The 23,725-nt window shown below is 71.0% G+C and carries 21 protein-coding genes; 13 read left to right on the top strand and 8 right to left on the bottom strand.

Annotation, left to right across the window (positions count from 1 at the left end; genetic code table 11):
• Positions 1-382 precede the first annotated feature (382 nt).
• The 4 genes from purS to purL all read left to right on the top strand — a co-directional run bounded on the left by purS (position 383) and on the right by purL (position 4,464).
• Positions 383-628, top strand: coding sequence for a phosphoribosylformylglycinamidine synthase subunit PurS (gene purS / locus ABD817_RS22935; RefSeq protein ID WP_329087025.1), 246 nt, complete (start codon positions 383-385; stop codon positions 626-628).
• A gap of 175 nt (positions 629-803) precedes the next feature.
• A complete protein-coding gene (locus ABD817_RS22930; RefSeq protein WP_344920127.1) occupies positions 804-1,238 on the top strand; it encodes an ATP-binding protein in 435 nt (144 codons plus the stop codon).
• Between the two features lie 290 nt (positions 1,239-1,528).
• On the top strand, positions 1,529-2,212 hold the full coding sequence (purQ, locus tag ABD817_RS22925) for a phosphoribosylformylglycinamidine synthase subunit PurQ (protein ID WP_344920126.1): 684 nt from the start codon (positions 1,529-1,531) through the stop codon (positions 2,210-2,212).
• Positions 2,209-4,464: a phosphoribosylformylglycinamidine synthase subunit PurL gene (gene purL, locus ABD817_RS22920; RefSeq protein WP_344920125.1), complete on the top strand. Its 2,256-nt coding sequence runs from the start codon at positions 2,209-2,211 to the stop codon at positions 4,462-4,464. The genes purQ and purL overlap by 4 nt, the downstream gene beginning before the upstream one ends.
• Before the next feature lie 284 nt (positions 4,465-4,748).
• Here the strand turns inward: purL and ABD817_RS22915 are convergent, their stop codons facing one another.
• Together ABD817_RS22915 and ABD817_RS22910 are read right to left on the bottom strand one after the other, a co-directional pair.
• Positions 4,749-4,913: a hypothetical protein gene (locus ABD817_RS22915; protein ID WP_344920124.1), complete on the bottom strand. Its 165-nt coding sequence runs from the start codon at positions 4,911-4,913 to the stop codon at positions 4,749-4,751.
• A complete protein-coding gene (locus tag ABD817_RS22910; RefSeq protein WP_344920123.1) occupies positions 4,910-5,038 on the bottom strand; it encodes a hypothetical protein in 129 nt (42 codons plus the stop codon). The genes ABD817_RS22915 and ABD817_RS22910 overlap by 4 nt, the downstream gene beginning before the upstream one ends.
• Positions 5,039-5,280: 242 nt before the next feature.
• Here ABD817_RS22910 and ABD817_RS22905 point away from each other — a divergent pair, with 242 nt between their 5' ends.
• From ABD817_RS22905 to ABD817_RS22895, 3 genes are all read left to right on the top strand, one after another.
• Positions 5,281-7,329, top strand: coding sequence for an adenylate/guanylate cyclase domain-containing protein (locus tag ABD817_RS22905; RefSeq protein WP_344920122.1), 2,049 nt, complete (start codon positions 5,281-5,283; stop codon positions 7,327-7,329).
• 57 nt (positions 7,330-7,386) lie between these two features.
• On the top strand, positions 7,387-8,055 hold the full coding sequence (locus tag ABD817_RS22900; RefSeq protein ID WP_344920121.1) for a Crp/Fnr family transcriptional regulator: 669 nt from the start codon (positions 7,387-7,389) through the stop codon (positions 8,053-8,055).
• 352 nt (positions 8,056-8,407) lie between these two features.
• On the top strand, positions 8,408-9,892 hold the full coding sequence (locus ABD817_RS22895) for an MFS transporter (protein ID WP_344920120.1): 1,485 nt from the start codon (positions 8,408-8,410) through the stop codon (positions 9,890-9,892).
• On the opposite strand, the gene ABD817_RS22890 is transcribed toward ABD817_RS22895, so the two are convergent.
• Complete coding sequence (locus tag ABD817_RS22890; RefSeq protein WP_344920168.1) at positions 9,878-10,543, bottom strand: TetR/AcrR family transcriptional regulator; 666 nt, start codon at positions 10,541-10,543, stop codon at positions 9,878-9,880. The two genes, ABD817_RS22895 and ABD817_RS22890, sit on opposite strands and share 15 nt — an antisense overlap.
• An 82-nt stretch (positions 10,544-10,625) precedes the next feature.
• Here ABD817_RS22890 and ABD817_RS22885 point away from each other — a divergent pair, with 82 nt between their 5' ends.
• Positions 10,626-12,062 carry an MFS transporter gene (locus tag ABD817_RS22885; protein ID WP_344920118.1) on the top strand — a complete coding sequence of 479 codons (1,437 nt, stop codon included), beginning with the start codon at positions 10,626-10,628 and terminating at the stop codon, positions 12,060-12,062.
• Positions 12,063-12,255: 193 nt separating this feature from the next.
• Here ABD817_RS22885 and ABD817_RS22880 read toward each other — a convergent pair whose 3' ends face one another.
• A complete protein-coding gene (locus ABD817_RS22880) occupies positions 12,256-14,355 on the bottom strand; it encodes a PhoX family protein (RefSeq protein ID WP_344920117.1) in 2,100 nt (699 codons plus the stop codon).
• Positions 14,356-14,668: 313 nt separating this feature from the next.
• Between ABD817_RS22880 and ABD817_RS22875 the strand changes: the two genes are divergently transcribed.
• A complete protein-coding gene (locus tag ABD817_RS22875) occupies positions 14,669-15,124 on the top strand; it encodes a sterol carrier family protein (protein WP_344920167.1) in 456 nt (151 codons plus the stop codon).
• Between the two features lie 175 nt (positions 15,125-15,299).
• Here the strand turns inward: ABD817_RS22875 and ABD817_RS22870 are convergent, their stop codons facing one another.
• Positions 15,300-16,832, bottom strand: coding sequence for a DUF4190 domain-containing protein (locus tag ABD817_RS22870; RefSeq protein ID WP_344920116.1), 1,533 nt, complete (start codon positions 16,830-16,832; stop codon positions 15,300-15,302).
• Positions 16,833-16,992: 160 nt separating this feature from the next.
• Here ABD817_RS22870 and purF point away from each other — a divergent pair, with 160 nt between their 5' ends.
• Both purF and purM read left to right on the top strand, forming a co-directional pair.
• The gene (gene purF / locus ABD817_RS22865) at positions 16,993-18,438 is read left to right on the top strand and encodes an amidophosphoribosyltransferase (protein WP_344920115.1); all 1,446 of its coding nucleotides are present in this window, start codon (positions 16,993-16,995) and stop codon (positions 18,436-18,438) included.
• Positions 18,439-18,466: 28 nt separating this feature from the next.
• The gene (gene purM, locus ABD817_RS22860; protein ID WP_344920114.1) at positions 18,467-19,492 is read left to right on the top strand and encodes a phosphoribosylformylglycinamidine cyclo-ligase; all 1,026 of its coding nucleotides are present in this window, start codon (positions 18,467-18,469) and stop codon (positions 19,490-19,492) included.
• Between the two features lie 270 nt (positions 19,493-19,762).
• On the opposite strand, the gene ABD817_RS22855 is transcribed toward purM, so the two are convergent.
• Positions 19,763-19,996, bottom strand: coding sequence for a DUF3073 domain-containing protein (locus ABD817_RS22855; RefSeq protein ID WP_344747622.1), 234 nt, complete (start codon positions 19,994-19,996; stop codon positions 19,763-19,765).
• 150 nt (positions 19,997-20,146) lie between these two features.
• Positions 20,147-21,250, bottom strand: a complete 1,104-nt coding sequence (locus ABD817_RS22850; protein ID WP_344920113.1) for a Leu/Phe/Val dehydrogenase — start codon at positions 21,248-21,250, stop codon at positions 20,147-20,149.
• Between the two features lie 180 nt (positions 21,251-21,430).
• On the opposite strand from ABD817_RS22850, the gene ABD817_RS22845 reads away from it, so the two are divergent.
• Complete coding sequence (locus ABD817_RS22845) at positions 21,431-22,288, top strand: DUF8083 family protein (protein WP_344920112.1); 858 nt, start codon at positions 21,431-21,433, stop codon at positions 22,286-22,288.
• Positions 22,289-22,606: 318 nt separating this feature from the next.
• On the top strand, positions 22,607-22,810 hold the full coding sequence (gene bldC, locus ABD817_RS22840; protein WP_013133571.1) for a developmental transcriptional regulator BldC: 204 nt from the start codon (positions 22,607-22,609) through the stop codon (positions 22,808-22,810).
• A gap of 181 nt (positions 22,811-22,991) precedes the next feature.
• Here the strand turns inward: bldC and ABD817_RS22835 are convergent, their stop codons facing one another.
• Positions 22,992-23,717 (bottom strand): TetR/AcrR family transcriptional regulator, encoded by a 726-nt coding sequence (locus tag ABD817_RS22835; protein WP_344920111.1) that lies wholly within the window; start codon positions 23,715-23,717, stop codon positions 22,992-22,994.
• Between the last annotated feature and the right edge of the window lie 8 nt (positions 23,718-23,725).

Genomic DNA, 23,725 nt, shown 5'->3' with positions numbered 1-23,725 from the left:
CCGTCTGGGTGGGTTCGCCACCGCCGTCCGGCCGATTCGCGACGCGTTCGACCCGTCTGGTGGTGGTTCGTCCGCGCTTGTGGCCATCGTGGCAGAGGCCACATACATGTGCGCAAGACCTGCCTCGGCGTCCATATGCTCCCCGTTCCCCGCGTGTTCCCTTTCACCCACCCGTTTCGTCCGCGTGGCGCGGAGCCGCCCCGGCCTCTTTCCCCGCGTACGACGCGGGTCCGGCTCTCCTCCCCCGATCCGGGACTCTTCATCCGTATGATGTCCGTCCCCTCGCGGGTGGGGTCCGGGTTCGGCCCCCGCGCCGGAGTGCGGCCGGAGCCCGTTACTCTTGAGGCGCCGGACCGTCCCCATCGCAACCAGGAGGAACACCGTGGCGCGCGTCATCGTCGACGTCATGCTGAAGCCCGAGATTCTCGACGCGCAGGGGCAGGCGATCGCCCGCGCACTGCCGCGGCTCGGCTTCTCCGGTGTCTCAGCGGTACGGCAGGGCAAGCGGTTCGAGGTGGAGCTCGAAGGGCCCGCCGACGAGGCGGCACTTGCGGACGTCCGGAAAATGGCCGAAACCCTGCTCGCCAACACGGTGATCGAGGACTACACCGTCACCGTCGAGTCGTAGGCCGCTACTCCCCGCAGATCAACCGCCCAGATCCGGCTATATCCGGCTTTGTGGACGGAGCAATCCCACGGCTTGACCACCAGTCAATAACATTACGGTTATTTTGCGGTTAGCCCGGATTCTGCAGGGAAGCCTTCACGAGGTGACGTCGGACCCCGGGAGGAAACCGGTGGACATGGAGTTCTCGCTGGCTCTGCCACGACAGGCCGTCGGTATTCCGATGGTCCGCAGGGCGCTCGGTGACTCCCTGCGCTCACTCGGCGTCACGGAGGACTGCGTCGCCGACATCCTGCTCGCGGTGACCGAGGCGTGCGCCAACGCCGTGCGGCACGGGGGTCCGGCCAACCGCTACGAGGTCGAGACCGCCATCGGCCACGGCCGCTGCGACGTCCGCATCATCGACAGGGGCCAGGGTCTCGTCCGGGTGCCCGAGCACTACCCGCCGATCGACGTCGAGAACGGCAGGGGCCTGCTGATCATGCAGGCCGTGGTGGACGAGATCTCCTTCGACATCACGCCCGGCCGGGGCACCGTCGTGCACCTGCGCAAGCACCTCGACTGGGACGACGACGCCGCCTGCTTCCGCGACCGGGTGCTCGCCGCCGTGTAGGACCGCCCCCCAAGGCCGTACGGACCGGGCTTTCGCGGCGTTCCGCCGTACCCTCCCGTCCGGGCCGGTCCTCGCCCGGATCGCTCCGTCCCGCGTGACCAGGCGGAGCGTGACCAGGCGGAGCACGCCCCCGCCGTGCGGGCCCCGGCCCTCGCCCGCCGGGCTGTGCGATCGGACACTCGGCGCCTGACCGCTCACCGGGAGCGGATAGCCTGGGAGCACCGCCGCAGACCGACGTCCGAGTGTGTGAGACGCCGGCGCGGCGCTCGTTTGTGGAGGGGAACGCTGTCATGAGTGCTGCCCGCGTGGGCGTGGTCACTTTTCCCGGGACTCTTGACGATCAGGACGCGGCCCGCGCCGTGCGGCACGCGGGTGGCGAAGCCGTCCCGCTGTGGCACGCGGACCCCGATCTCAAGGGGGTGGACGCGGTCTTCCTGCCGGGTGGATTCTCCTACGGAGACTATCTGCGCTGCGGGGCCATCTCCAGGTTCGCGCCGCTGATGGAGGAGCTGATCCCCGCCGCCAGGGCCGGGCTGCCGGTGCTCGGCACCTGCAACGGCTTCCAGATCCTCTGCGAGGCCCACCTGCTGCCCGGGGCGCTGATGCGCAACGCCGGGCTGCACTACATCTGCCGCGACCAGGGCATCCGGGTCGAGAACACCGCCACCCCCTGGACCTCCGACTTCACCGAGGGGCAGGAGATCGTGCTGCCGGTCAAGCACGGCGAGGGCCGCTACGTCGCCGACGAGGCGACCCTGGGCGCGCTGGAGGCGGGTGGCCAGGTCGTCTTCCGCTACACGGGCGGCAACCCCAACGGTTCCCTGAACGACATCGCGGGCATCCGCAACGAGGCCGGAAACATCGTCGGCCTCATGCCGCACCCCGAGCACGCCGTCGAGGACCTCACCGGCGCCCCGAGCACGGACGGGCGCGCCTTCTTCTCCTCCATCCTGAAGAAGCTGGTGAACGCATGAGTCTCGACACCGTCAAGCGGGCCGAGGACACCCCGGACGAGCGCCAGCCGTACGCCGAGCTGGGCATGAAGATCGACGAGTACGAGCGGGTCCGCCAGATCCTCGGCCGCCGTCCCACCGGCTCCGAGCTGGCCATCTACAGCGTCATGTGGAGCGAGCACTGCTCCTACAAGTCGTCCAAGGTGCACCTGCGCCAGTTCGGCACCAAGGCCCCCGAGTCGGCGGCGCTGCTCGTCGGCATGGGGGAGAACGCCGGGGTCGTCGACATCGGCGACGGCTGGGCCGCCACCTTCAAGATCGAGTCGCACAACCACCCGTCCTACGTCGAGCCCCACCAGGGCGCGGCGACCGGCGTCGGCGGCATCGTCCGCGACATCATGTCGATGGGCGCCCGGCCGATCGCGGTGATGGACGCGCTCCGCTTCGGCGCGGCCGACGCCCACGACACCCGGCGGGTGCTGCCCGGCGTGGTCGAGGGCATCAGCCACTACGGCAACTGCCTGGGGCTGCCCAACATCGGCGGCGAGGTCGTCTTCGACCCCTGCTACATCGGCAACCCGCTGGTCAACGCCCTGTGCGTGGGCCTGCTGCGCAAGGACCAGATCAAGCTCGCGGTGGCTCCGGGACCGGGCAACAAGGTCGTCCTGTTCGGCGCCCTCACCGGCCCCGACGGCATCGGCGGCGCGTCCGTGCTCGCCTCGGCCACCTTCGAGGACGAGTCCCAGGCCAAGCGCCCCAGCGTCCAGGTCGGCGACCCCTTCATGGAGAAGCTGCTGATCGAGTGCTGCCTGGAGCTGTACCAGGCGAACGTGGTCGTCGGCATCCAGGACCTCGGCGCCGCGGGCGTCTCCTGCGCGACCACCGAGCTGGCGGCCAAGGGCACCGGCGGCATGGACGTCAGGCTCGACCTCGTCCCGCTGCGCGATCCGTCGCTGCGGCCCGAGGAGATCCTGATGAGCGAGTCGCAGGAGCGCATGATGGCGGTCGTCGCCCCCGACGACATCGATGCCTTCATGGCGATCTGCGCGAAGTGGGACATCCCCGCGACCGTGATCGGCGAGGTCACCGACTCCAACCGTCTCGTGATGACCTGGCACGGCGAGACCATCGTCGACATCCCGCCGGGCACCGCGGCCGACGAGGGCCCGGTCTACGAGCGGCCGTTCCACGAGCCCGCCGGCCAGGTCGCGCTGAACGGCGACGACCCCGGCCGCCTCGACCGCCCCGCCGACCTGCGCGCGGCACTGCTGGAGCTCCTCGGCTCACCGAACCTGGCGTCCAAGGAGTGGGTCACCTCCCAGTACGACCGGTACGTCCGCGGCAACACCGTGCTGGCCCAGCCCGCCGACGCGGGCGTGCTGCGCGTCAGCGAGGCGATGCCCGGCGCCGAGGAGACGACCCGGGGCATCGCGCTGGCCACCGACGGCAACGGCCGGTACGCCCGCCTCGACCCGTACGCGGGGGCCCAGCTCGCCCTCGCCGAGGCGTACCGGAACGTGGCCGTGACCGGCGCGACGCCGCTCGCGGTGACCAACTGCCTCAACTTCGGCTCTCCCGAGGACCCCGAGGTCATGTGGCAGTTCGCCGAGGCCGTGCGCGGCCTCGCCGACGCCTGCAAGACCCTCGGTGTCCCGGTCACCGGCGGCAACGTCTCGTTCTACAACCAGACGGGATCCGTCCCGATCAACCCGACGCCGATCGTCGGCGTGCTGGGCGTCATCGACGACGTGGCCATCCGCGTGCGGACCGGCTTCACCGGCGACGGCGACAGGGTCGTCCTGCTCGGCGAGACCGAGGAGGAGTTCGGCGGCTCGGAGTGGGCGCACGTGGCCCACGGCCACCTCGGCGGCCTGCCGCCCGTGGCACGGCTGGAGTCGGAGCGCGACCTGGCCCTCGTGCTGGCCGAGGCCGCCTCGCGGGGGCTGCTGACCGGTTCCCACGACCTGTCGGACGGCGGGCTGGCGATCGCCCTCGCCGAGGCGTGCATGGCCCAGGGCGTCGGCTGCGAGGTCTCCCTGCCGGGCGGCGACGCGTTCGTCGACCTGTTCAGCGAGTCGTCGGCCCGCGCGCTGGTGACCGTCCGGCCGGAGTCGTTCGACGCCTTCGCGGAGCTGTGCGCGGCCCGCGAGGTGCCCTGCTACGGCCTGGGCACCACCGGCGGCGACTCCCTGAAGGTGGAGGGTGTCCTGGACATCCCGGTCACCGAACTGCGGGAGACCCACACGTCCACCCTGCCGGGCATCTTCGGCTGATCGTCTTCCGTACGGGGCACACTCATGGTTCAGGCCCCTCACCGTCGCGCGACGGTGAGGGGCCTGACCGATCTATATGGATCACACGGTCGGCGTCCGGAAGACGCGGCGGGTCTCCGCCGCGCCTCCGTCACCTTCCGCGAACGGGTCTGATGACCGAGACGGCCGGGGCGTCATGCGGGTCATGTGCACGACACCCCGGGTCCTGCTGTCGTTCCCACCCCTTGACCGGCGGGGACGCCTTCTGCCGGTCTCGTGTTCGGCGTTCCGCGCCCGATCCGGGATCAGGACTGCGTGCAGATCGCGTATACGGTGCCGCTGGTGTTCTTGCCGCTCACGGTCCAGCCGGTCGGGGGGGGGGAGCCGGTGGGCGCGCTCGTGTGGATCTGACCGGAAGCACTGCCACTGAAGCCGCCGCCCGTGGCGACCTTGCCGGAACCACAGCTCACACTCTGGCTCCCTCCCCGGCCGCCGGCGAGGCGACGGCGCTGCCGCTCGCGGTGAACGACGTTCCGGCAGGCACGCCGACGGTCATGACGGCGAGCGTGCGTCCGCCCGGCAACTTGACAGCCACTGGGCTTCCTTTCTGCGACACCAGAGCCTGGTGTGATGGGAGAGATACATGTAGTACACGTTTCAAACGTTCCAGCGGTTGGCAGCTGGAACATCACGCTTCGGCGTCGGAACGCGGCGGTTATCTCGCCTGCCGACACCGGTCGCGTACGGGATAATCAGACCCGTTCGGGGGAACCCGCCCGCTGGGCGTGGACGAACAAGACAGGGAACCAACAGGGTTCTCCAGACGCGGAGGCCACCGTGCCGACCATCAACCCGACAGACGCGGTCGCGGAAGACCGTGCCCGGCGGGAACCGTACCTTCCACCGGCGACCCAGCCGATCCGCACCGTGGTGTGGGTGCTGCATCTGGCGATGCCGCTGCTCGGCCTCTGGCTTCTGCTGGCCGAACCCGACCTGAACATCGTCTTACATGACAATCCCAGCCATTTCTGGTTGATCATCACCGTGGCCGGGATCAACCTGGTCCTGGGTCTCATGGTCGGCGAGGCGTCGGCCCGCCGGGCGGACGCCCGGCTGCTGCTGGTCTCGCTGGTCTTCCTGAGCGGCGCGGGATCGTTCCTGGTGCACGGGCTGACCACGCCGACGGTCATCCTGGACAAGACGAGCTACGGCTTCGACCTCTCCCACCCCGTCGGTCTTCTCGTGGCCTCGGTGTTCGCGTTCGCGTCGGCGCTGCCTCTGGGTGAGCGGGCCGCCCAGGCCGTGCTGAGGAACCAGCTGTGGCTGCGCAGCGGTCTCGCGGCTGTGATCACCCTGTGGGGGGTGGCCTGCCTGGTGCCCGGCCTCACCCCGCTCAGCGGCTCACCCCCCGAGGAGACGGGCCTGGGCGGCCTGGAGTGGATCGGGGTGGCCCTCTTCACGGCGGCGTCGGCGATGATGTTCCAGCTGCACCGCAGGCGTCCGGCGGTCGTGCTGATCAGCCTGGTCACCGCGTACGCGCTGCTCGCCGAGGCGTTGATCGCGGGGCTGTTCCCCCGCAACTGGCACCTGTCGTGGTGGCTGTGGCACGTGCTGCTGACCACGGCGTTCGTCTTCGTCGCCTACAGCGCCTACCTGCAGTTCCGGCGGGAGGGCACGAGCACGGGGCTGTTCGACTCGGTGGCGCTGTCGGCGACGGTCCGCAGGATCAGGGCCGACTACGAGGCCGCCCTGGAGGAACTCGTCGGCCACCTGCGGCGCCGGGAGGAGAGCAGGGTCCCGATCGCGAACAGGCTGGCGGGCAAGTTTGGGCTCACCGAGTCGCAGGTGGCGGTGCTCGACCGGGCGGGCGAGGCGCTGGCCAACGAGCGGGAGCTGAGCGACCGGCTCGCGGCGCTGGTCGACATCGGCAGACAGGCCCGCGTGGGCCTGCCGGAGAAGGAGATGCTGGCCCAGGGCCTCGACCGGGTGCGGCAGGCGTACGGGGACGTCCGGATCAAGCTGGTCGACAACGGCCGGGTCACCGTGAACTCCAAGGAGTACGGCCAGCGCGACTTCCCCGAGGACCGGCCGATCCGGCTGGAGGGGAAGGTCCTGCACCCGCTGACGGTGAAGGGCAGGCTCGCCGGGGCGCTGGAGGTGCCGATCGGCAGGACACCGCAGGACGAGGCGCTCGCCGCCACCCTGGCCGGCCAGATGTCCATCTCCCTGGAGAACGCCCGGCTCTACAGCGAGCTGGAGACCCTCTTCCGGCAGTACATGTCGCCGGACGTGGCCCAGTCGCTGCTCGCCGACCCGCAGACCGCGGCGCTCGGCGGCGAGCTGGTGGAGCTGACCGCGCTCTTCGCCGACCTGAAGGGCTTCACGAGCTTCTCCGAGCGGGTGGCGCCCGGCGAGATCGTCGAGATGCTGAACCGCTACCACACCGCGGCCGTGCCCATCGTGCTCGGCAACGGCGGCACGATCGTGCAGTTCGTGGGGGACGCGCTGCTCGCGCTGTTCAACGCCCCCGCCCGGCAGGAGGACCACGCCCTCGCCGCGGTGCGGGCGGCCCTCGCGATGCAGGAGGCGGCCGAGGAGATCGCGGCGGGAGCACCTGGATATCCTCGCTTCAGAATCGGCGTCAACACCGGTGAGGCGCTGGTCGGGAACATCGGCAGCCCCGAGTTGCGCGGGTTCAACGCGATGGGCGACTGCGTCAACGTGGCCGCCCGGCTCGAGGGGATCGCCGAGCCCGGCAGCGTCGTGATCGGCCAGAGCACCCTCGACCTGATCGGCCCCCAAGCCGAGACCCGGCCCCTTGGCCCGCTCAACCTCAAGGGGAGGGAACAGCCCGTCTATGCCCACGTACTGTCTGGACTCTCGTAAAAGTACCTTTCGCCGCGGGAACCGAACGAACACAATCGAGATCGCCAGGAGGTGGTCATGACTTCTTCCCCCGAACCGGGCGAATTCATCACATTGCTTACAGATGACGAGGTAAAAGCCCTGTACGCCATCGGGCGCCCCCGGCGCTGGGACAGGGGCGCCACGATGTTCACCGAGGGCGACGTGAGCGACTGGGTGCTCATCCTGACCTCCGGCCGCGTCAAGGTGTCCTCGCACACCGCGGTCGGCAGCGAGGTGGTCCTCGCGGTGCGAGGACCGGGGGCGTTGCTCGGCGAGTTCGCGGCGATCGACGGGCTGCCCAGGTCCGCCACGGTCACCGCCCTCGAACCGGTGGAAGGGATCACGGTCCGCGACTTCTCCTCGTACCTGCAGGCCAATGGGAGAGTCGCCGTACTGCTGATGCAGATGGTGACCGGCAAGATGCGCGACTCCGACCGCAAGCGCATCGAGTACGGCGCGTTCGACACCACGGGCCGGGTGGCCACCCGGCTGGTCGAGCTGGCCGAGCGGTACGGCGAGCCGGACAACGGCGGGGTGCGGGTGGCGCTGCCCCTCTCCCAGGACGAGCTGGCCGGCTGGACCGGGGCCTCCCGCGAGGCGGTCAGCAAGGCGCTGCGCTCCCTGCGCGATCGCGGGCTGATCGAGACGGGCCGGCGCCGCGTGATCATCCACGACATGGAGGGCCTGCGCAAACGGGCCCGCTGAGGGCGTGCCGCACGACCGGCGGAGGGGCGTGCCTGCCCGCGAAGGGAAGGCACGCCCTCGGCACGCGGGGACGAACGCGGGACGTGGGTGCCGCACACCGGATACCGGACGCCGGACGCCAGGTGAGCGCGGGACGCGTGGGTGGACGCGGTGATGAACGCGGACGCGCGAGGCGCGGACGGACGCGGGACGCGGTGATGAACGCGGACGCGGCACGCGCGGGACGCGAGGGGGAACGCGGACGGGCGCGGGACGCGAGGGGGAACGCGGACGCGGGATACGGCAGCGGACGCGCGCGCTCCGGGTGGAGTTGGATCACGGTCGACGTACAAAGTGCGTCAAACTGGGAGTCATGGTCGCAGTCCCCCAAGACCTACCCGGATCCCCCGAATACCTATCCAAACTCCGCTACGCGTGGCGGGTCTGCTCGGTCACCAGCCTCGGTCTGGTCCTGATCGGCATATCCGGCAGCACCCTGAACGTGGCGCTTCCCAGTGTGATCAGGCACTTCCACGCCGACGCCTTCTCCGCGGGCTGGGTCCTGCTCGCCTTCCTGCTCGTCAACACCGCGACGCTGGTGTTCTTCGGCCGGGTGGCCGACCTGCTCGGACGCCGGGAGATCTATCTGGCGGGGTTCGTCCTGTTCACCGCGGGATCGCTGCTGGCCGGGCTCTCGCCGGGCATCTGGTTCCTGATCGCGATGCGCGCGGTGCAGGCGGTCGGCGCCGCGATGATCCTCGCCAACGGAACCGTGATCATCACCGACGCCTTCCCTCCCGACCGGCTCAGCCAGGGCATGGGCGTCTACATCGGCACCCTTTCGATCGCCCAGCTCGCCGGTCCCACCCTGGGCGGCCTCATCGCCGAGACGGCCGGCTGGCAGTGGATCTTCTGGATCAACGTGCCCGCGGGGCTGGTCGGCCTCACCTGGGGGGCGTTCACGCTGCGCCGCGTCTCGCGGGGAGCGCGCCGGCCGGTGGACGCGCTCGGCAACCTGATCGTGTTCGCCGCCCTGTCCGCGGCCCTGATCGCACTGTCCGAGGCGGGATCGCGCGGCCTGTCGAGCCCCGTGGTGGTCGTCGGCGCGGCGGTCGCGGCGGCGCTGGTGCCGGTACTGGTCGTGGTGGAGCGCCGGGCGTCGCATCCGGTACTCGACGTGCGGCTGTTCGGCGAGCGCACGCTGGCCTTCGCCAACCTCGCCTCCTTCTGCAACGCGCTGGCGCGCTCCGCGCTGATCCTGCTGGTCGCCCTCTACTTCCAGGCCGCCAGGGGCGTCGACGCCGTCACCGCGGCCCTGGGCGTGCTCCCCGTCCCGATCGGCATGGGCCTCGCCTCCCCGATCACCGGCGCCCTCGGCCGCCGCGTCAGGCCGTACGCGCTGTCGGTGGGCGGCGCCCTGATGAGCGCGGCCGGGCTGGGCGTCCTGCTCCTGAACACCGACCCCGCCACGCCGTACTGGATCATCGGGGTGGGCCTGTTCCTGTGCGGCTGTGGCAGCGGCACCTTCATGACCGGCAACACGACCCAGGTCATGTCCGCCCTGCCCCCGGGGAGCCTGGGCGTGGTGAACGGCTTCCGGCTCATGATCATGAACGTCGGGATCGTGCTGAGCGTCGCCCTCACGCTCAGCGTCCTGACCGGCTCGGTCAGCGCCGAGCTGCGCGGGCAGGTGTACGCGGGCACGCTGTCGCGCGTCTCCCCCGTCGCCGTCGAGCATCTGATGACCGGCTTCCAGCGGACCTACGCCGTCCTGTTCGCCGTCGCGCTCACCGGCGCCCTGACGGCCGCCCTCGCCCGCCCCGCCCGCGACCCCGGAACAGCGTCAGTGACCCCCTGAGCGGGCGGACAGCGTCTCGATGCCCGTGATGAGGAGGTCGACGCCGAAGGTGTCGTAGAGATCGGGAGGGCTGCCCTCGGTGAGGGGGACGGCCATCTCCACGATGTGCGGATAGACATCCGGCGGCACCGACTGGAGCCTGACCCGCTTGAGACGCCTCCGCTCGGCCGCGTCCCGCTCGGAGAGCCCGGGGGTGCGGTGCTTCGTCGGCCCCCCGGCCAGCGCGATCGCGCCCTGCAGCAGGTACTGGGAGATCATGCAGATCTCCTCCTGGGCGAACCCGCCGCGCTTGGCCAGGCCGAGGGCCGTGTCCCACACCCGCAGGAAGGCGGGCACCTCCAGCTGGTCCACCTCGACCAGCACATCCACCGCGCACGGGTGGCGCCTGAGCACCCTGACCAGGCCCGCGACGAGCTCGCGGAGCCCTTCCTGCCACGGGCCCGCGTAGCCTCCCTCGATCACGAAGCCCTCGACCAGGTGGTCGGCCATGCCTACGGTCAGCTGCTCCTTGTTCTTGAAATGCCAGTAGAGCGCCATCGGGGTGACGCCCAGCTCCTGGGCGAGCCTCCGGATGGTCACCGCCTGCAGCCCCTCGGCGTCGCCGATCTCCAGCGCCTGCTCGACGACCGCCTCGCGCGTCAGTTTCCCCATCACACTTGACAACTATACGCCGTACGGGTTCCACTGTGCACCGTACATGTACGACGTATAAGTACAACGTAGAGGACGGGGAATGACGGACACCCGCAGGTGGTGGGCGCTGGGAGCGATCTCGCTCGCCACCTTCATGACATATCTCGACAACAACGTGGTGAACGTGGCGCTGCCGACGATCCAGCGCGACCTCGACCTGAGCATCTCCGGGCTGGAATGGATCGTGAGCGGCTACATCCTGGTGTTCGCCGGGCTGATGCTCGTCGGCGGGCGCCTGGCCGACGTCTTCGGGCGGCGGCGCGTCTTCCTGATCGGCCTCGTCGTGTTCACCGCGGCGTCGTTCGCGGCCGGGATGGCGACCGACGGCGGCGTGCTGATCGCCACCAGGGCGGTGCAGGGCGTGGGGGCGGCGTTCCTCACCCCCACGGCGCTGGCGCTGCTCACCTCGACCTTCCCCGACGCCAGGGAACGCGCGACGGCGGTCGGCCTGTGGAGCGCGGTCGGCGCGCTCGCCCTCGCCCTCGGCCCGCTGACCGGCGGATTGATCAGCGAGCGCTGGCACTGGGGCTGGATCTACCTGATCAACGTGCCGATCGGGATCGCGACGCTCGGCCTCGGACTCTGGGCGATCAGGACGGTCCCCCGGGAGACGGCACGGCGCGGCCTCGACGTCCCCGGCCTGGTGACATCGAGCCTGGCGCTGGTCGCGCTGACGTACGCGCTCATCGAGGGCGCGGGGGCCGGATGGACCTCGCCGGAGATCCTGGGCGCCTTCGGGATCGCGGCCGTGTCGGCGCTGGCCTTCGTGACGATCGAGCGCCGGAGCCGGGAGCCGATGATCGACCTGTCGCTGTTCCGGTCGCGGGTGTTCAGCGGGGGCGCGCTGTCGATGGGCCTGTGGTCCTTCGGAGTGTTCGGGATCTACTTCTTCACCGCGCTGTACCTGCAGAACGCGCTGCGCTTCTCGCCGATCGAGGCCGGGGCGGCGTTCGTGCCGATGGCGCTGGTGATGGCCGCCACCGCGGCCCTCGCCCCGAGACTGGACAGGGCCCTGGGGACCGCGCGGACCGTGGCGGCCGGGCTCCTGCTGATGGCCGTGTCGGTGTTCGGGATCTCGTTCGTCGGGGAGGGCGGCTCGTTCGGCGACCTGCTGCCGTGGTTCCTGGTCTACGGGCTGGGCGGCGGCATGCTGGTACCGCTCACCACGGCGATCCTGGGCGCGCTCCCCACGGGCAGGACGGGGGTCGCCTCGGGAGTGCTGAACGTCTCGCGCGAGGTCTTCGGCCTGCTCGGGATCACGGTCCTGGGGGCGATCCTCAACGCGCGGCAGTCCTCGCTCCTGGCGGAGGGCGCCGGGCAGCTCGCCGCCTTCCTGGACGCGTACCAGTACACGCTGGTCGTCGCCGCGGCCATCGTGCTGGTGGGCGTGCCGGTCAGCCTGCTGTCACTGCGGACCTCCCGGGCCGCGAACCCGCCGGTGCCCACCGAGGAGCGTCCGCCCGTAGCGGTGGGCTAGGAAACTCCCCCGTGCGCGGAGAACCCCCGCGCACGCGGAACGGCACCGGCTCGCGTCTCGGAGGGGGGACGCGAGCCGGTGCCGCGAGCGGATGCGTGCCGGTGCCCCGGCCGGGGACCGGCCCGCTCTTCCGAGCGGGCGCGGACCGGCGAACCGACACGAACTAACGGACCGACGCGGACCCGTGGCCGGGTCAGGAACCGATCTTGCCGCCCCTCGCGTGCCAGGCGACCACGACGGACGGGCGGGGCTGGGAGGCGCCACCGTCGGGCCAGTGGCTGGTGGGGGCCTCGGGGGTGGCGCCGGTGGTCTCACCGGGGTGCTGCACGGCCACGAAGACGCTGCGCTGGTCCTCGCTGACCAGCGGGCCGCAGGTCTCCGCGCCGACCGGCACGCTCAGGAACTGCTTCAGGTAGCCGCGCTCGGAACCTCGGACCGGCATGGCGAACAGGCCGTCGTGGGCGCCGAGCTGGCTGCCGTCGGTGGAGATCCAGAGGTTGCCGTCGGCGTCGAAGGCGACGTTGTCCGGGCAGGAGATCGCCGAGACCTTGGTCTTGTCGAACCCCGCGAAGTAGGTCGCCGGGTCGTTCGGGTCGCCGCAGACCAGGGGCAGGGACCAGGCGAAGGTCGTGGCCCCGGCGTCGTTGCGCCGCTCGACGATCTCCAGGACGTGACCGTGCTTGTTGGCCGGGCGCGGGTTGGCCTCGTCCACCTGGGCCGGGGTCCGGTTGGTGTTGTTGGTCAGGGCCACGTAGACGCCGCCGGTGACGGGGTTGCGCTCCACGTCCTCGGGACGGTCCATCTTGGTCGCCCCGACCTTGTCGGCCGCCATACGCGTGTAGACGAGCACCTCGGCGGCCGTCATCCCCGGAACGTGCGAGACCTTGCCGGTGACCAGCGGGATCCACTCACCCGAGCCGTCGAACTGCCCGTCGGCGGGGAGCTTGCCGGTGCCGTCGATCTCGGCGGCCGGGCTGTCGCCGGTGAACTTCGCCACGTACAGCGTGCCGTCGTCCAGCAGGGTCCGGTTGTGCCGGTCGAAGCCCCGGATGTAGCGCTCCCGGGAGACGAACTTGTAGACGTACTCGAACCGGGAGTCGTCGCCCATGTAGGCCACGACCCGGCCGTCGGCGGCCAGGGAGGTGGTGGCGCCCTCGTGGGCGAGCCTGCCCAGGGCGGTGCGCTTGATCGGGGTGGAGTCGGGGTCGAACGGGTCGATCTCCACGATCCAGCCGGTGCGGTTGATCTCGTTCGGGTGCTTGGCCAGGTCGAAACGCTCCTCGACCCGGTCGAACCTGCGGTTGCCGCTCGGGATGCCCGTGGTGGTGCTCACCCCGTACCGGGTGAGGTACGGCTTCTGCGCCTCGGGCACGCCGTTGCCGTTGACGAAGTACTGGTTGAAGTTCTCCTCGCCGCTGAGTACCGTGCCCCACGGCGTGGTGCCGCCCGCGCAGTTGTTCAGCATGCCGATCGGCGTGGTGCCCCTGGGGTCGGCGGCGGTCCTCAGCAGGGCGCTGCCGGCGGCCGGGCCGGTGAACTTCATGGGGGTACGCACGGTGATGCGGCGGTTGTAGCGGCGGAAGCCCCGGGTGACCAGCTTCCACTGACCGGACCCGCCGACCCGCTCGATCTCGACCACCGAGCCGCCGTGCGCGGCCAGCGCGATCTTGATCTGCTCCTCCGTCGCGGAGTTGCCGTCCGTGTAACCGCGGAACATCAGGTTCTCGTCGGTGTACTCGTGGTTGACCCAGAGCAGGCCCCGGTTGTGCCCCATCGGGAAGAGGGTGACGTAGTCGCAGTTGTAGCCGAACTGCTTGGCCTGCGCGGCGGCCGTCTGCTTCTCGAAGTCGAACGCGGGGGCGCCGGGCAGCACCGGGTCGCCCCAGCGCACCACGGCCGCCGACAGGTAGCCCGCGGGGACCGTCACCTTGTCGTCGGTGTTCGGCGCGATGGCGGTGAAGCGAAGGCCGCTCTTCTGGCCGTGCCCGTTGCCATGGCCGTTGCCGTGACCGTGGCCGGACCTGTTCGCGTCCACGTCCGGGTCGGCGAGGGCGGGGAGCGCCGTGCCGATCCCGACCCCGGCGACGATCGCGCCCAGGGCACCGGCGCGCAGCATGCCGCGCCGGGTCATCGCCTCGGCGACCACGTCACCGAAGTAGGTGTTGTCGCTGGTGTTCGTCACATCGTGGGCGCACTGGTCACCGCAGCGGAACCGGCAGGTGAGCGCGCTGCGTCCACCCTTGTGCGGGCTCGTGAGCAGGGGAAGCGGTCGGCGCGGCGACGTGTTCGCCACAGGGTCCTCCAAAAAGGGGCGAGGTCTTTCGGCCCGGAGGCTACGTGTGCCAGCCGAACCGGAGGTGAACGACGTTTGCCCGCATGATGAACCGTTCACCCGAACGAGCTGTTCGGGTGGGTTTCACACCCCCGGACGGGCCGCCCGTGCGAGCCGTCGCACCACCCGGACGGGCCGCTCGCACGAACCGTCACACGGAACCGTCGCACCACCCGGGAGGTACGAGTCGCCTGGCACGCCCGTACCTCCCGGACGGGCCGCCCGGGAGGGGGCGGGGGTCACGTTGTCCGGAGGTGGGGCTCCGGCGGGCATCATGGAGGGCGTGCCACCTCACAAACCCGACACGACCAAGGTCCGCGCCGCCCTCGACACCCAGCTGAGCGCCCTCGACGAGCCGCCCTACGACGGGCCCGGCGGGCTCGCGGCGCTGCTGGGCGCCTGCGTGAGCGTGGTGCTGCGAGCCTTCGGGCGAGGGATCCGCCCGGAACGGGAGATCACCCGCTTCGCCGTACGACACCTGCTGGACGAGCTGGCGACGGCCGCTCCGGGCCGAACCGTCGAGGTCCGGGTCCCGCCCTACGCGGCGGTGCAGTGCGTGGAGGGTCCCCGCCACACCCGGGGCACCCCGCCCAACGTGGTGGAGACCGACGCGCGCACCTGGCTGGAGCTCGCCACCGGCGGGCTGACCTGGTCCGAGGCGATGGCCGCCGGAAAGATCGCGGCGAGCGGGGCCCGCGCCGACCTGTCCGGCCACCTGCCTCTCCGATAGCCGCCCCGGACACGCCGTGAGGTCCACCGGCCGTTACGAGGCGGACGCGATCCGGACACCGAATCCGACAGCCATCCCGGACACGCCATGAGCCCCGCCCGCCGTTACGAGGCGGACGCGGTCCGGACGCCGAATCCGACAGCCGCCCCGGACACGCCATGAGCCCCGGCCGTTGTTACGAGGTGGGCGGGAGCTGGACGCCGAACCTGTCCTCGACGCAGCGCCGCTGGAGCTCCGGAGGCAGGTTCACGCAGTCGCCGACCTTGCTGTAGAGCCAGCTCAGGAACACCGCGGCGATCACCAGGGTGAGAAGGCTCAGCACGATCCCCACCCAGGCCCGGCGCGGCCTGGACTTCCTCACGAGCGCGATGATGCCGACGATCAGGCCGACGATCGCGATCGGCACGCCGAGACCGCAGATGACGAGCGACAGGATCGCGACGATCCCGAGCACGAGCGTGGCGGTGCCCAGCCCACCGCCGGACCTGCGCCCCTCGTCCGGATAACCCGGATAGGGCGTGGCGTACGGATAGCCGGGCGTGCCCGGTTGCGCCGGGTACGGTGTGCCGCCCTGGGGCGGCTGGGAGGCGGCCTCGGACGGTGGCCCCCCGGGACCGCCGTAGGGCTGCCCGGCCTGCTGCGCCTCCCCGTATCTCGGCTGCTCCCCGTACCCCCGCTCACCCGTTCGCCCCGGCTGGCCCGGCTGGCCCGGGGTGCCCGGAGTGGGTGGCCGCTCCGACTGGAAACCACCGGCGGCCCCGGCAGCAGCCCCGGCGGCCCCAGCCGCCCCGGCTGCCCACTGCGGAGCCGTCGGTTCCTCGGAGGGCGTCGGCGGCTCGTAGCGCGAGGGCGGGGTGGGGGCGGCCGACGTACTGGGACGGTCCGCCCCGGGGTGCTCGGGTCCGCCGGGAGCCTCCGAGGTGCCCTCCCAGCCGGGATAGGCCGACGGCGTGGTGCCCGGCACCATGTAGGGCTGCCCCTCAGGCGCCCCGGCCCCCTCGGGCGCTCCCCCGGGCGTTCCCTCCGGCGACGGGCCGCCCGGTGCTCCCTGCGCCCGCGCCCCGGACACCGGCGCCCCGTACCCGGGAGACCCGGGAGACCCCGAGTACCCCGGAGATCCCGGGGACCCCGGCGTGGCGTACCTGCCCCCCGCCTGGTCGGGCGGGGGCACCTCCGGCGCGGACGGCGTGTCCGGGTGCGGCGGAACCTGGGGTTCGGCGGGCACGGAGGACGGCGGCCAGGTCGAGGGCTCGTTGGGGTCGGGCACGGGCGCCTCGGGATCCGGCTCCTCCCACGGCTCGGGGACCGACGGCGGCGGCGGGGTCGGTGGCGTCGACGCCCCCGATCCCCACACGGGCCCCTCCCCGGTCTCCCGGCCCGGCGGCTCGGCCCGGCCGGGGATCTCCGTCCATCCGGTCGGCTCGGCCCGGCCGGAGGGCTCACCGGAACCGGAAGGCTCGGTCCACCGGGTGGGCTCCCCCGCCGGGGTGGCGGGCTGCCGCCACGTGGGCGGCTCGTTCGAGGGAGGGACGGGCCAGGCGGCCGGTTCCGGGGCGGCGGGTCCGGGCTCGTGTTCGCGTTCGCCGGGGACGGCCGCCTCCTCGGAGGTGCCCGGCGGCTCCTCCGAGCCGGACCCTTCCTGGTCGGAGGGCCTGTCCCGCGGCACTCGCCGGGGATCGGGCTGGTTCGGGTCCACAGGTGTTGTCACGTCTCTTCTCCCGACGCTCGGGCATGCCGGATATCTCACACTCCCCTGTGGACCATCGGCGAAACAGGCTGACACGGCAAAACACCGATGATCGTTCGGTCAGGGTGCGACATGCCACGGAACGGACCCTGGGTGCGAGCAGGGAAGAAGCCGACCTAGAATGAAGCATGTGCTGAAGGGCGACGGCCATCTGAGCCATGACCTCGACTCCCACGACCGGCCTCCGAAGGACGCATGTGGCGTCTTCGGGGTGTGGGCCCCCGGGGAGGAAGTCTCCAAACTCACCTACTACGGGCTGTACGCGTTGCAGCATCGCGGCCAGGAGTCCGCGGGCATCGCGGTCAGCGAGGGCAGCAGGATCCTCGTCTACAAGGACATGGGCCTGGTGGCCCAGGTCTTCGACGAGTCCGTGCTCGGGACCCTCCGCGGCCATCTGGCGATCGGCCACTGCCGCTACTCGACGACCGGATCGAGCGTCTGGGAGAACGCGCAGCCGACGTTGAGCTCGACCGAGTCCGGCGGGCTCGCGCTCGCCCACAACGGAAACCTGATCAACACCCCGGAGCTGGCCAAACGTCTGGCCCCCGGGTCCACCCGGGCGACCACCGACACCGAGGTGCTGACGACGCTCCTCGCCCAGGACCGCAGCCAATCGATCGACGACGCCGCCGCCGAGCTGCTCCCGCAGATCAGAGGCGCCTACTCGCTCGTCTTCATGGACGAGAAGACCCTCTACGCGGCCCGCGACCCGCAGGGCGTCCGCCCGCTGGTCCTGGGGCGCCTGGAGCGCGGCTGGGTGGTCGCCTCGGAGACCGCGGCGCTGGACATCGTGGGCGCCACGTTCGTCCGCGAGATCGAGCCGGGCGAGCTGATCACCATCGACGAGCGCGGCGTGCGCTCGCGCAGGTTCGCGCTCGCCGAGCCCAAGGGCTGCCTGTTCGAGTACGTCTACCTCGCCCGCCCCGACACCACGATCGCCGGGCGCGGCGTGCAGACCACGCGCGTCGAGGTCGGCCGCGTGCTGGCCCGCGAGCACCCGGTCGAGGCCGACCTGGTCATCCCGACCCCCGAGTCGGGCACCCCCGCCGCCGTCGGCTACGCCGAGGAGAGCGGGATCCCCTACGGTCAAGGTCTGGTCAAGAATTCCTACGTGGGCCGGACCTTCATCCAGCCGTCCCAGACGATCCGCCAGCTGGGCATCCGGCTGAAGCTCAACCCGCTGAAGGAGGTCGTCGCGGGCAAGCGCCTGGTGGTCGTGGACGACTCGATCGTGCGGGGCAACACGCAGCGGGCGATCGTGAAGATGCTGCGCGAGGCGGGGGCCACGGAGGTGCACGTCCGGATCTCCTCCCCGCCGGTCAGCTGGCCGTGCTTCTACGGCATCGACTTCGCCACCCGGGCCGAGCTGATCGCCGGTTCGCTCAGCGTGGAGGAGATCCGCGCCTCACTCGGCGCCGACTCACTCGGATACATCTCGCTGGAGGGCCTGACCGCGGCCACCACGATCCCCGCGGACCGGCTCTGCCGCGCCTGCTTCGACGGCGAGTATCCGATCCCGATCGACCAGGACAACGTGGGCAAGTACGTGCTGGAGGCCAAGCGTTGAGCGGGCCGGGCGCGCAGAGAGAGGCTTCATGACCAGCTACGCGGCCGCCGGGGTGGACATCGACGCGGGTGAGCGCGCCGTCGAGCTGATGAAGGCGAAGGTCGCGCGGGCGCGCAGGCCGGAGGTCGTGGACGACGCCAGCGGCTTCGCCGGGCTCTTCGACGCCTCGGCCCTGCTGTCGTACCGGCGGCCGCTGCTCACCACGTCAACCGACGGCGTCGGCACCAAGGTCATGCTGGCCCAGCGGCTGGACAAGCACGACACGATCGGGATCGACCTGGTCGGCATGGTCGTCGACGACCTGGTGGTCTGCGGCGCCGAGCCGCTGTTCATGACCGACTACATCGCCTGCGGCAAGGTGGTCCCCGAGCGGATCGCCGAGATCGTGGGCGGTGTCGCCGAGGGGTGCCGCCTGGCGGGCTGCGCCCTCGTCGGCGGGGAGACCGCCGAGCACCCCGGGGCGATGGAGGCGGGCGAGTACGACCTCGCGGGCGCCGCGACCGGGGTGGTGGAGGCCGACAGGATGCTCGGCCGCGACCGGGTCCGCGCGGGCGACGTGGTCCTCGCGCTCGCCTCCTCCGGCGTGCACTCCAACGGCTACTCGCTGGTCAGGCACATCATCGACCGGGCCGGGCTCTCGCTGGAGGCCGAGCTGCCCGAGCTGGGGCGGACGCTGGGCGAGGAGCTCCTGGAGCCGACCAGGATCTACTCGCTCGACTGCCTGGAGCTGGCCCGCGCGGTCGACGTCCACGCGTACGCCCACATCACGGGCGGCGGCCTGGCGGGCAACCTGTCCCGTTCGCTGCCTCCCGGGCTGGACGCGCTGCTCGACCGCTCGTCGTGGACCCCGCCCGCCGTCTTCGAGGTGCTCGCGGGGCACGGCGGGGTGGCCCAGGCCGACATGGACCGGACGTTCAACCTGGGCGTGGGCATGGCCGCGGTCGTCCCCGCCGAGGCCGTGGAGCCCGCCCTCGCGCTGCTCGGCGAGCGGAGCCTGCCCGCCTGGGTGCTCGGCGAGATCGTCGAGGGTTCGGGCCAGGCCCGTTTCCGCTGATCCGCGCCCTTCCCTCCGGGAAAGAACCCCCTGGGAAAGCACCTCGCGCGGCCTTCGTCCCGCCCGGCCGGTGCCACCGGCCGGGCGGGACGCGCCGGATGTGGCCCGGATGTGGCCGAGTGTGACCAGATGCGGCCGGATGCGCGGCGGGTACGGCGAAAGGCGCTCCGGACCACCGGAGCGCCGCGTATTTTCGACTCGTAGCGAGAAGAACACCCGGCGGCTTGTGCTCACCGCCGGGTGCCCTGCTCACGTCAACCTGAAATCCGCCTAGCGGCGGCCGGATGTCCCGTCGTCGCGGTCATCTCCGGAGCCGAAGTCATCGGCGTAATCGGCGTACCGATCCGCCAGCTCGTCGTAGGCGTCGTTGGAGTCGTCATTGTGGTTGGAGTCGTCTCTGACTCCGAGCTCGTCGCGCAGACGCTCAAGATCAGTGCCACCGCTGTTGTACTTCAGCTGGCGAGCAACCTTGACCTGCTTGGCCTTTGCTCGGCCGCGCCCCATTGGCTCGACCCCCTCGTGTGGGGTCGTGCCCGACCCCTCGTCGCTAACGCACCACGCACTGACGCCACCTGACTTGAGGCGTCAGCTCTCGTTCGCCTACAACCGTACCCGTTTTACGCCCGGCTCGGTACGTCGTATGGGCGTGTGGGGCTAGTGGCCCAGCCAAATGCCCCTAATTCGCCCGACTTCCGACATTCTGCGCTCAGCCAGCCTATCGGCTGCGACGGCCGGGGGAACGCCATCCTCCGCCGCACTGGAGAAGATCTTGAGAGTCGTGTCGTAGATCTGGGTGGCCTTTGCCTGCGCCCGCTCCATGTTGAACCCCCTGATCTCATCCGCGACCTGGATGACGCCGCCGGAGTTGACCACGTAGTCGGGCGCGTAAAGGATCCCCCGGTCGGCGAGCTGCTTCTCCACGCCGGGGTGGGCCAGCTGGTTGTTGGCCCCGCCGCAGACGATCGTGGCGCGCAGGCGGGCCACCGTCTCGTCGTCCAGCGCCCCGCCGAGGGCGCACGGCGCGTAGACGTCGACGTCGGCGGCGGTGATCTCCAGCCGGTCGGCGACGACCTCGACCCGGGGATGGATCCGCCGCAGCCGCTCCACGGCCCGCTCGCTCACGTCGCAGACCACGACCTCCGCGCCGTCCTCGATCAGGTGGCCGACCAGGCGGTGGCCGACCTTGCCGACGCCCTCCACGCCGACGCGCCTGCCGCGCAGCGTCGGCGTCCCGTACGCGTGCTCGGCGGCGGCGCGCATGCCCTGGAACACGCCGAGGGCGGTGAGGATCGACGAGTCGCCGGCACCGCCGTTGGCCAGCGTGCGGCCGGTCACGTACGAGCACTCGCGGGCCACGATGTCCATGTCCTCGCTGTAGGTGCCGACGTCGCAGGCCGTGTAGTAGCGGCCCCCGAGCGACTGGACGAACCTGCCGTAGGCGCGCAGCAGCGCCTCGCTCTTGTCCGTCGCCGGATCGCCGATGATGACGGCCTTGCCGCCACCGAGGTCGAGTCCCGCCAGGGCGTTCTTGTAGGCCATCGCCCGCGAGAGGTTGAGCACGTCCGCCAGCGCGGCCTGCTCGCTCTCGTAGGGATAGAACCTGGTGCCGCCCAGGCCGGGGCCGAGGGCGGTGTTGTGGATGGCGATGATCGCGTGGAGGCCGCTTCGCTCGTCGGAGCAGAAGACGACCTGCTCGTGCCTCGCCTGGCCGGTTGCCGGGCCCGCGTCCTTGTGGGACAGCCCGAAGACGTCGGTCACTGTGGTGACTCCCAGTCGTCCGTTCCCGCCGCTCCGTCGCGGCGGAGATCACCCTCAGCGTAACCACAAGTGCGTAACAGGGACGACGTGCGCGAACGTCCCATCTCAGTGTCCGAGACGGCCGGCGCGGAAGCGTGCCCGCTACGGACAACGGCCGGTCCTTCGTGACACGATGCGGTCGTGCTGCCCTACGCCGCGTACCTCCGCGTCTACGAACCGCTGGTCGCGTTCGCCCCGGCGGAGCGCGTCTCGTGGACCGCCTACGCCGAGACGGCCGACCGACCGCGCCGAGCGAGCGCCCTCCACGCCGAACACGGCGAGGCGGTGCGGCGCCTCCTCGGGGTGCCACCGGCCCCGGCCCCCGTCCAGGAGAGCCCCAACGCCTATCTGAGGCGCGTGGAGGAGGTCCTGTACGTCTGTCCGTGGCAGAGCAGGCTGAGGTCGTGGCTCGCCTTCTCGCGCTTTCGCGGGGCGACCCCGCCCAAGCTCATGGAGCGTTTCGTCCCGCCCGCCGTCGCGAAGCAGACGGCCGACGACTTCGACCGGTTCAAGCGCCGCACCGACTCCACCGCGCTGCGCACGCACATCCGTGGCTCCACATGGCACGTTCCGACCTCGTGGTTCGTCCCCTTCGACGGCAACGAGCGCTGGCTCGTCATCGACGGCGACGAGGGCCAGAAGGGCACGACCACCACGCGCAACCTGATCTACGTCACGTCCATGGCCCACGCCAGGCGCCGCAGCGCCCGAGCCCTGCAGATCATCAGGAGGCAGGTGGGCGAGGTCTCGGTCACCGCCGAGGTCGAGGACGTGGCGCGCTGGCTGGAGGAGTTCCACCCGCACTCGCTGGTCGAGCTGGACTACGGCGGCATCGTCAACCTCATGGACGACGAGACACTCCAGGCCGACGAATCCGTGGCGGAGCTCGCGGCGGCGCTGACAGGTCTGGAAAAAGGCGAGGAAGAACTGGCGTTCGCCATGTACCAGCGCGTCATCCTCCGCTGGCGATCAATACAACTTCTCGAATCAGCAAACTGAGTCGCAAATCATCCCTTCGACCTGCGTAAGTAGGTCCGTCGATGACCGGGGATGCACCTACGAACTGAGTAGTTTGCCGTTTTCACTGCGATACCACGAAACGTGTCGCTAGAATCACCGAGCGTGACAACAACACGTGCACAAGAGAGATGAGTCGCTCAAAGGCTCGCCAATCGCTCTACGTGGCTGTATGGTCACATCGGGTGATGCCGCATATGGCCCAAACAGCCGCACGCAAGGGCCATAGGCGGACATCCGTGACAAGCGTCAAGTCGCAGGATCGCTGTCGCCGGTCCACATGGAGGAGAGGCCGCACAAATGTCAGCTCGTACACCCGAGGCAGAGCCGCTGCTCACCCCGGCGGAGGTCGCAACCATGTTCCGCGTCGATCCCAAGACCGTGACCCGGTGGGCGAAGGCGGGCAAGTTGACGTCCATCCGCACCCTGGGTGGACACCGCCGGTACCGGGAGACTGAGGTTCGCGCACTGCTCGCGGGGATTCCGCAGCAGCGTTCAGAGTAAGACGGGGGCCGTCACTGACCTAGGGGGATTGGTGCGCGCTCACCCTTTGAGCGTGTAGGCCACACGGGTTTGTGGGGAGCGGCGTCGCCCGCCCGGCGCCGCCCCAGCACCTGCCCCGCCCTCCCGAAGGGCTCGGCAGTGCCCCTCGGCAGTGTCCCGAGGGGCCTTTGTCAGCCGTCTGTCAGCCGTCCGCCCCGGGCCTCTCCTGGTCCGCGGGGCGGCTCGCCTGGTCTCTGATCAGGCCGTCCAGCAACTCGCCGACGCGCGCGTCGTGTCCGGCCGCCACGCCGAGCAGCGCCGTCAGCTGACCGATCAGCATCCGCTCCAGCGCCGGCCGCTCGATGTCACGGCGCTCCAGCCAGTCGAGGCCCGCGGTCTCGACGGAGGCGATCCACGAGCGCAACGCGACCCGGAGCGCGGGCCCCGGCTCCTCGACCCGCATCTGCTTCATGATCATCCTGAGCAGCCGGTGCCTGACCGAGTCGACGACCTGCCCGACCTCGCCGCCGCGATGGGCGGGACCGCCCCTGAGCAGCGCGGCGAAGCCCGCCGCGTGCTCCTCGACGAAGTCGAAGTATCGGGTGAGGCCCCCGGCCAGCTCGTCCAGCGGGGTGCCGGTCCCCCGGGGTCCGAGCCTGGCCTCCAGCTGGGCCGCGGCGCTCCTCAGCGCGGCGACGTAGAGCTCCTGCTTGCCGCCGAAGTAGTGGTAGACCAGGGCCCGCGACGCGCCGGCCTCGGAGGCCACGTCGTCGATCGACACGTGTTCGGCGTCACGCCTGCCGAACAGCTCCAGGGCCGCCGCCATGAGCTCCTCGCGGCGCCGGTCGACGCTGAGCCTGCGCCGCGCCGGTCGCACGCCCCCCGCCACGGGTTTCGCCCGTTCGGCGGCTCCGGATGTCGACCCCACACCGCGAA

Source organism: Streptosporangium oxazolinicum (assembly GCF_039537505.1).
Lineage (GTDB): Bacteria > Actinomycetota > Actinomycetes > Streptosporangiales > Streptosporangiaceae > Streptosporangium > Streptosporangium oxazolinicum.
The sequence above is the reverse complement of the archived record's forward strand: the minus strand, read 5'-3'. Positions and strand labels throughout refer to the sequence as shown.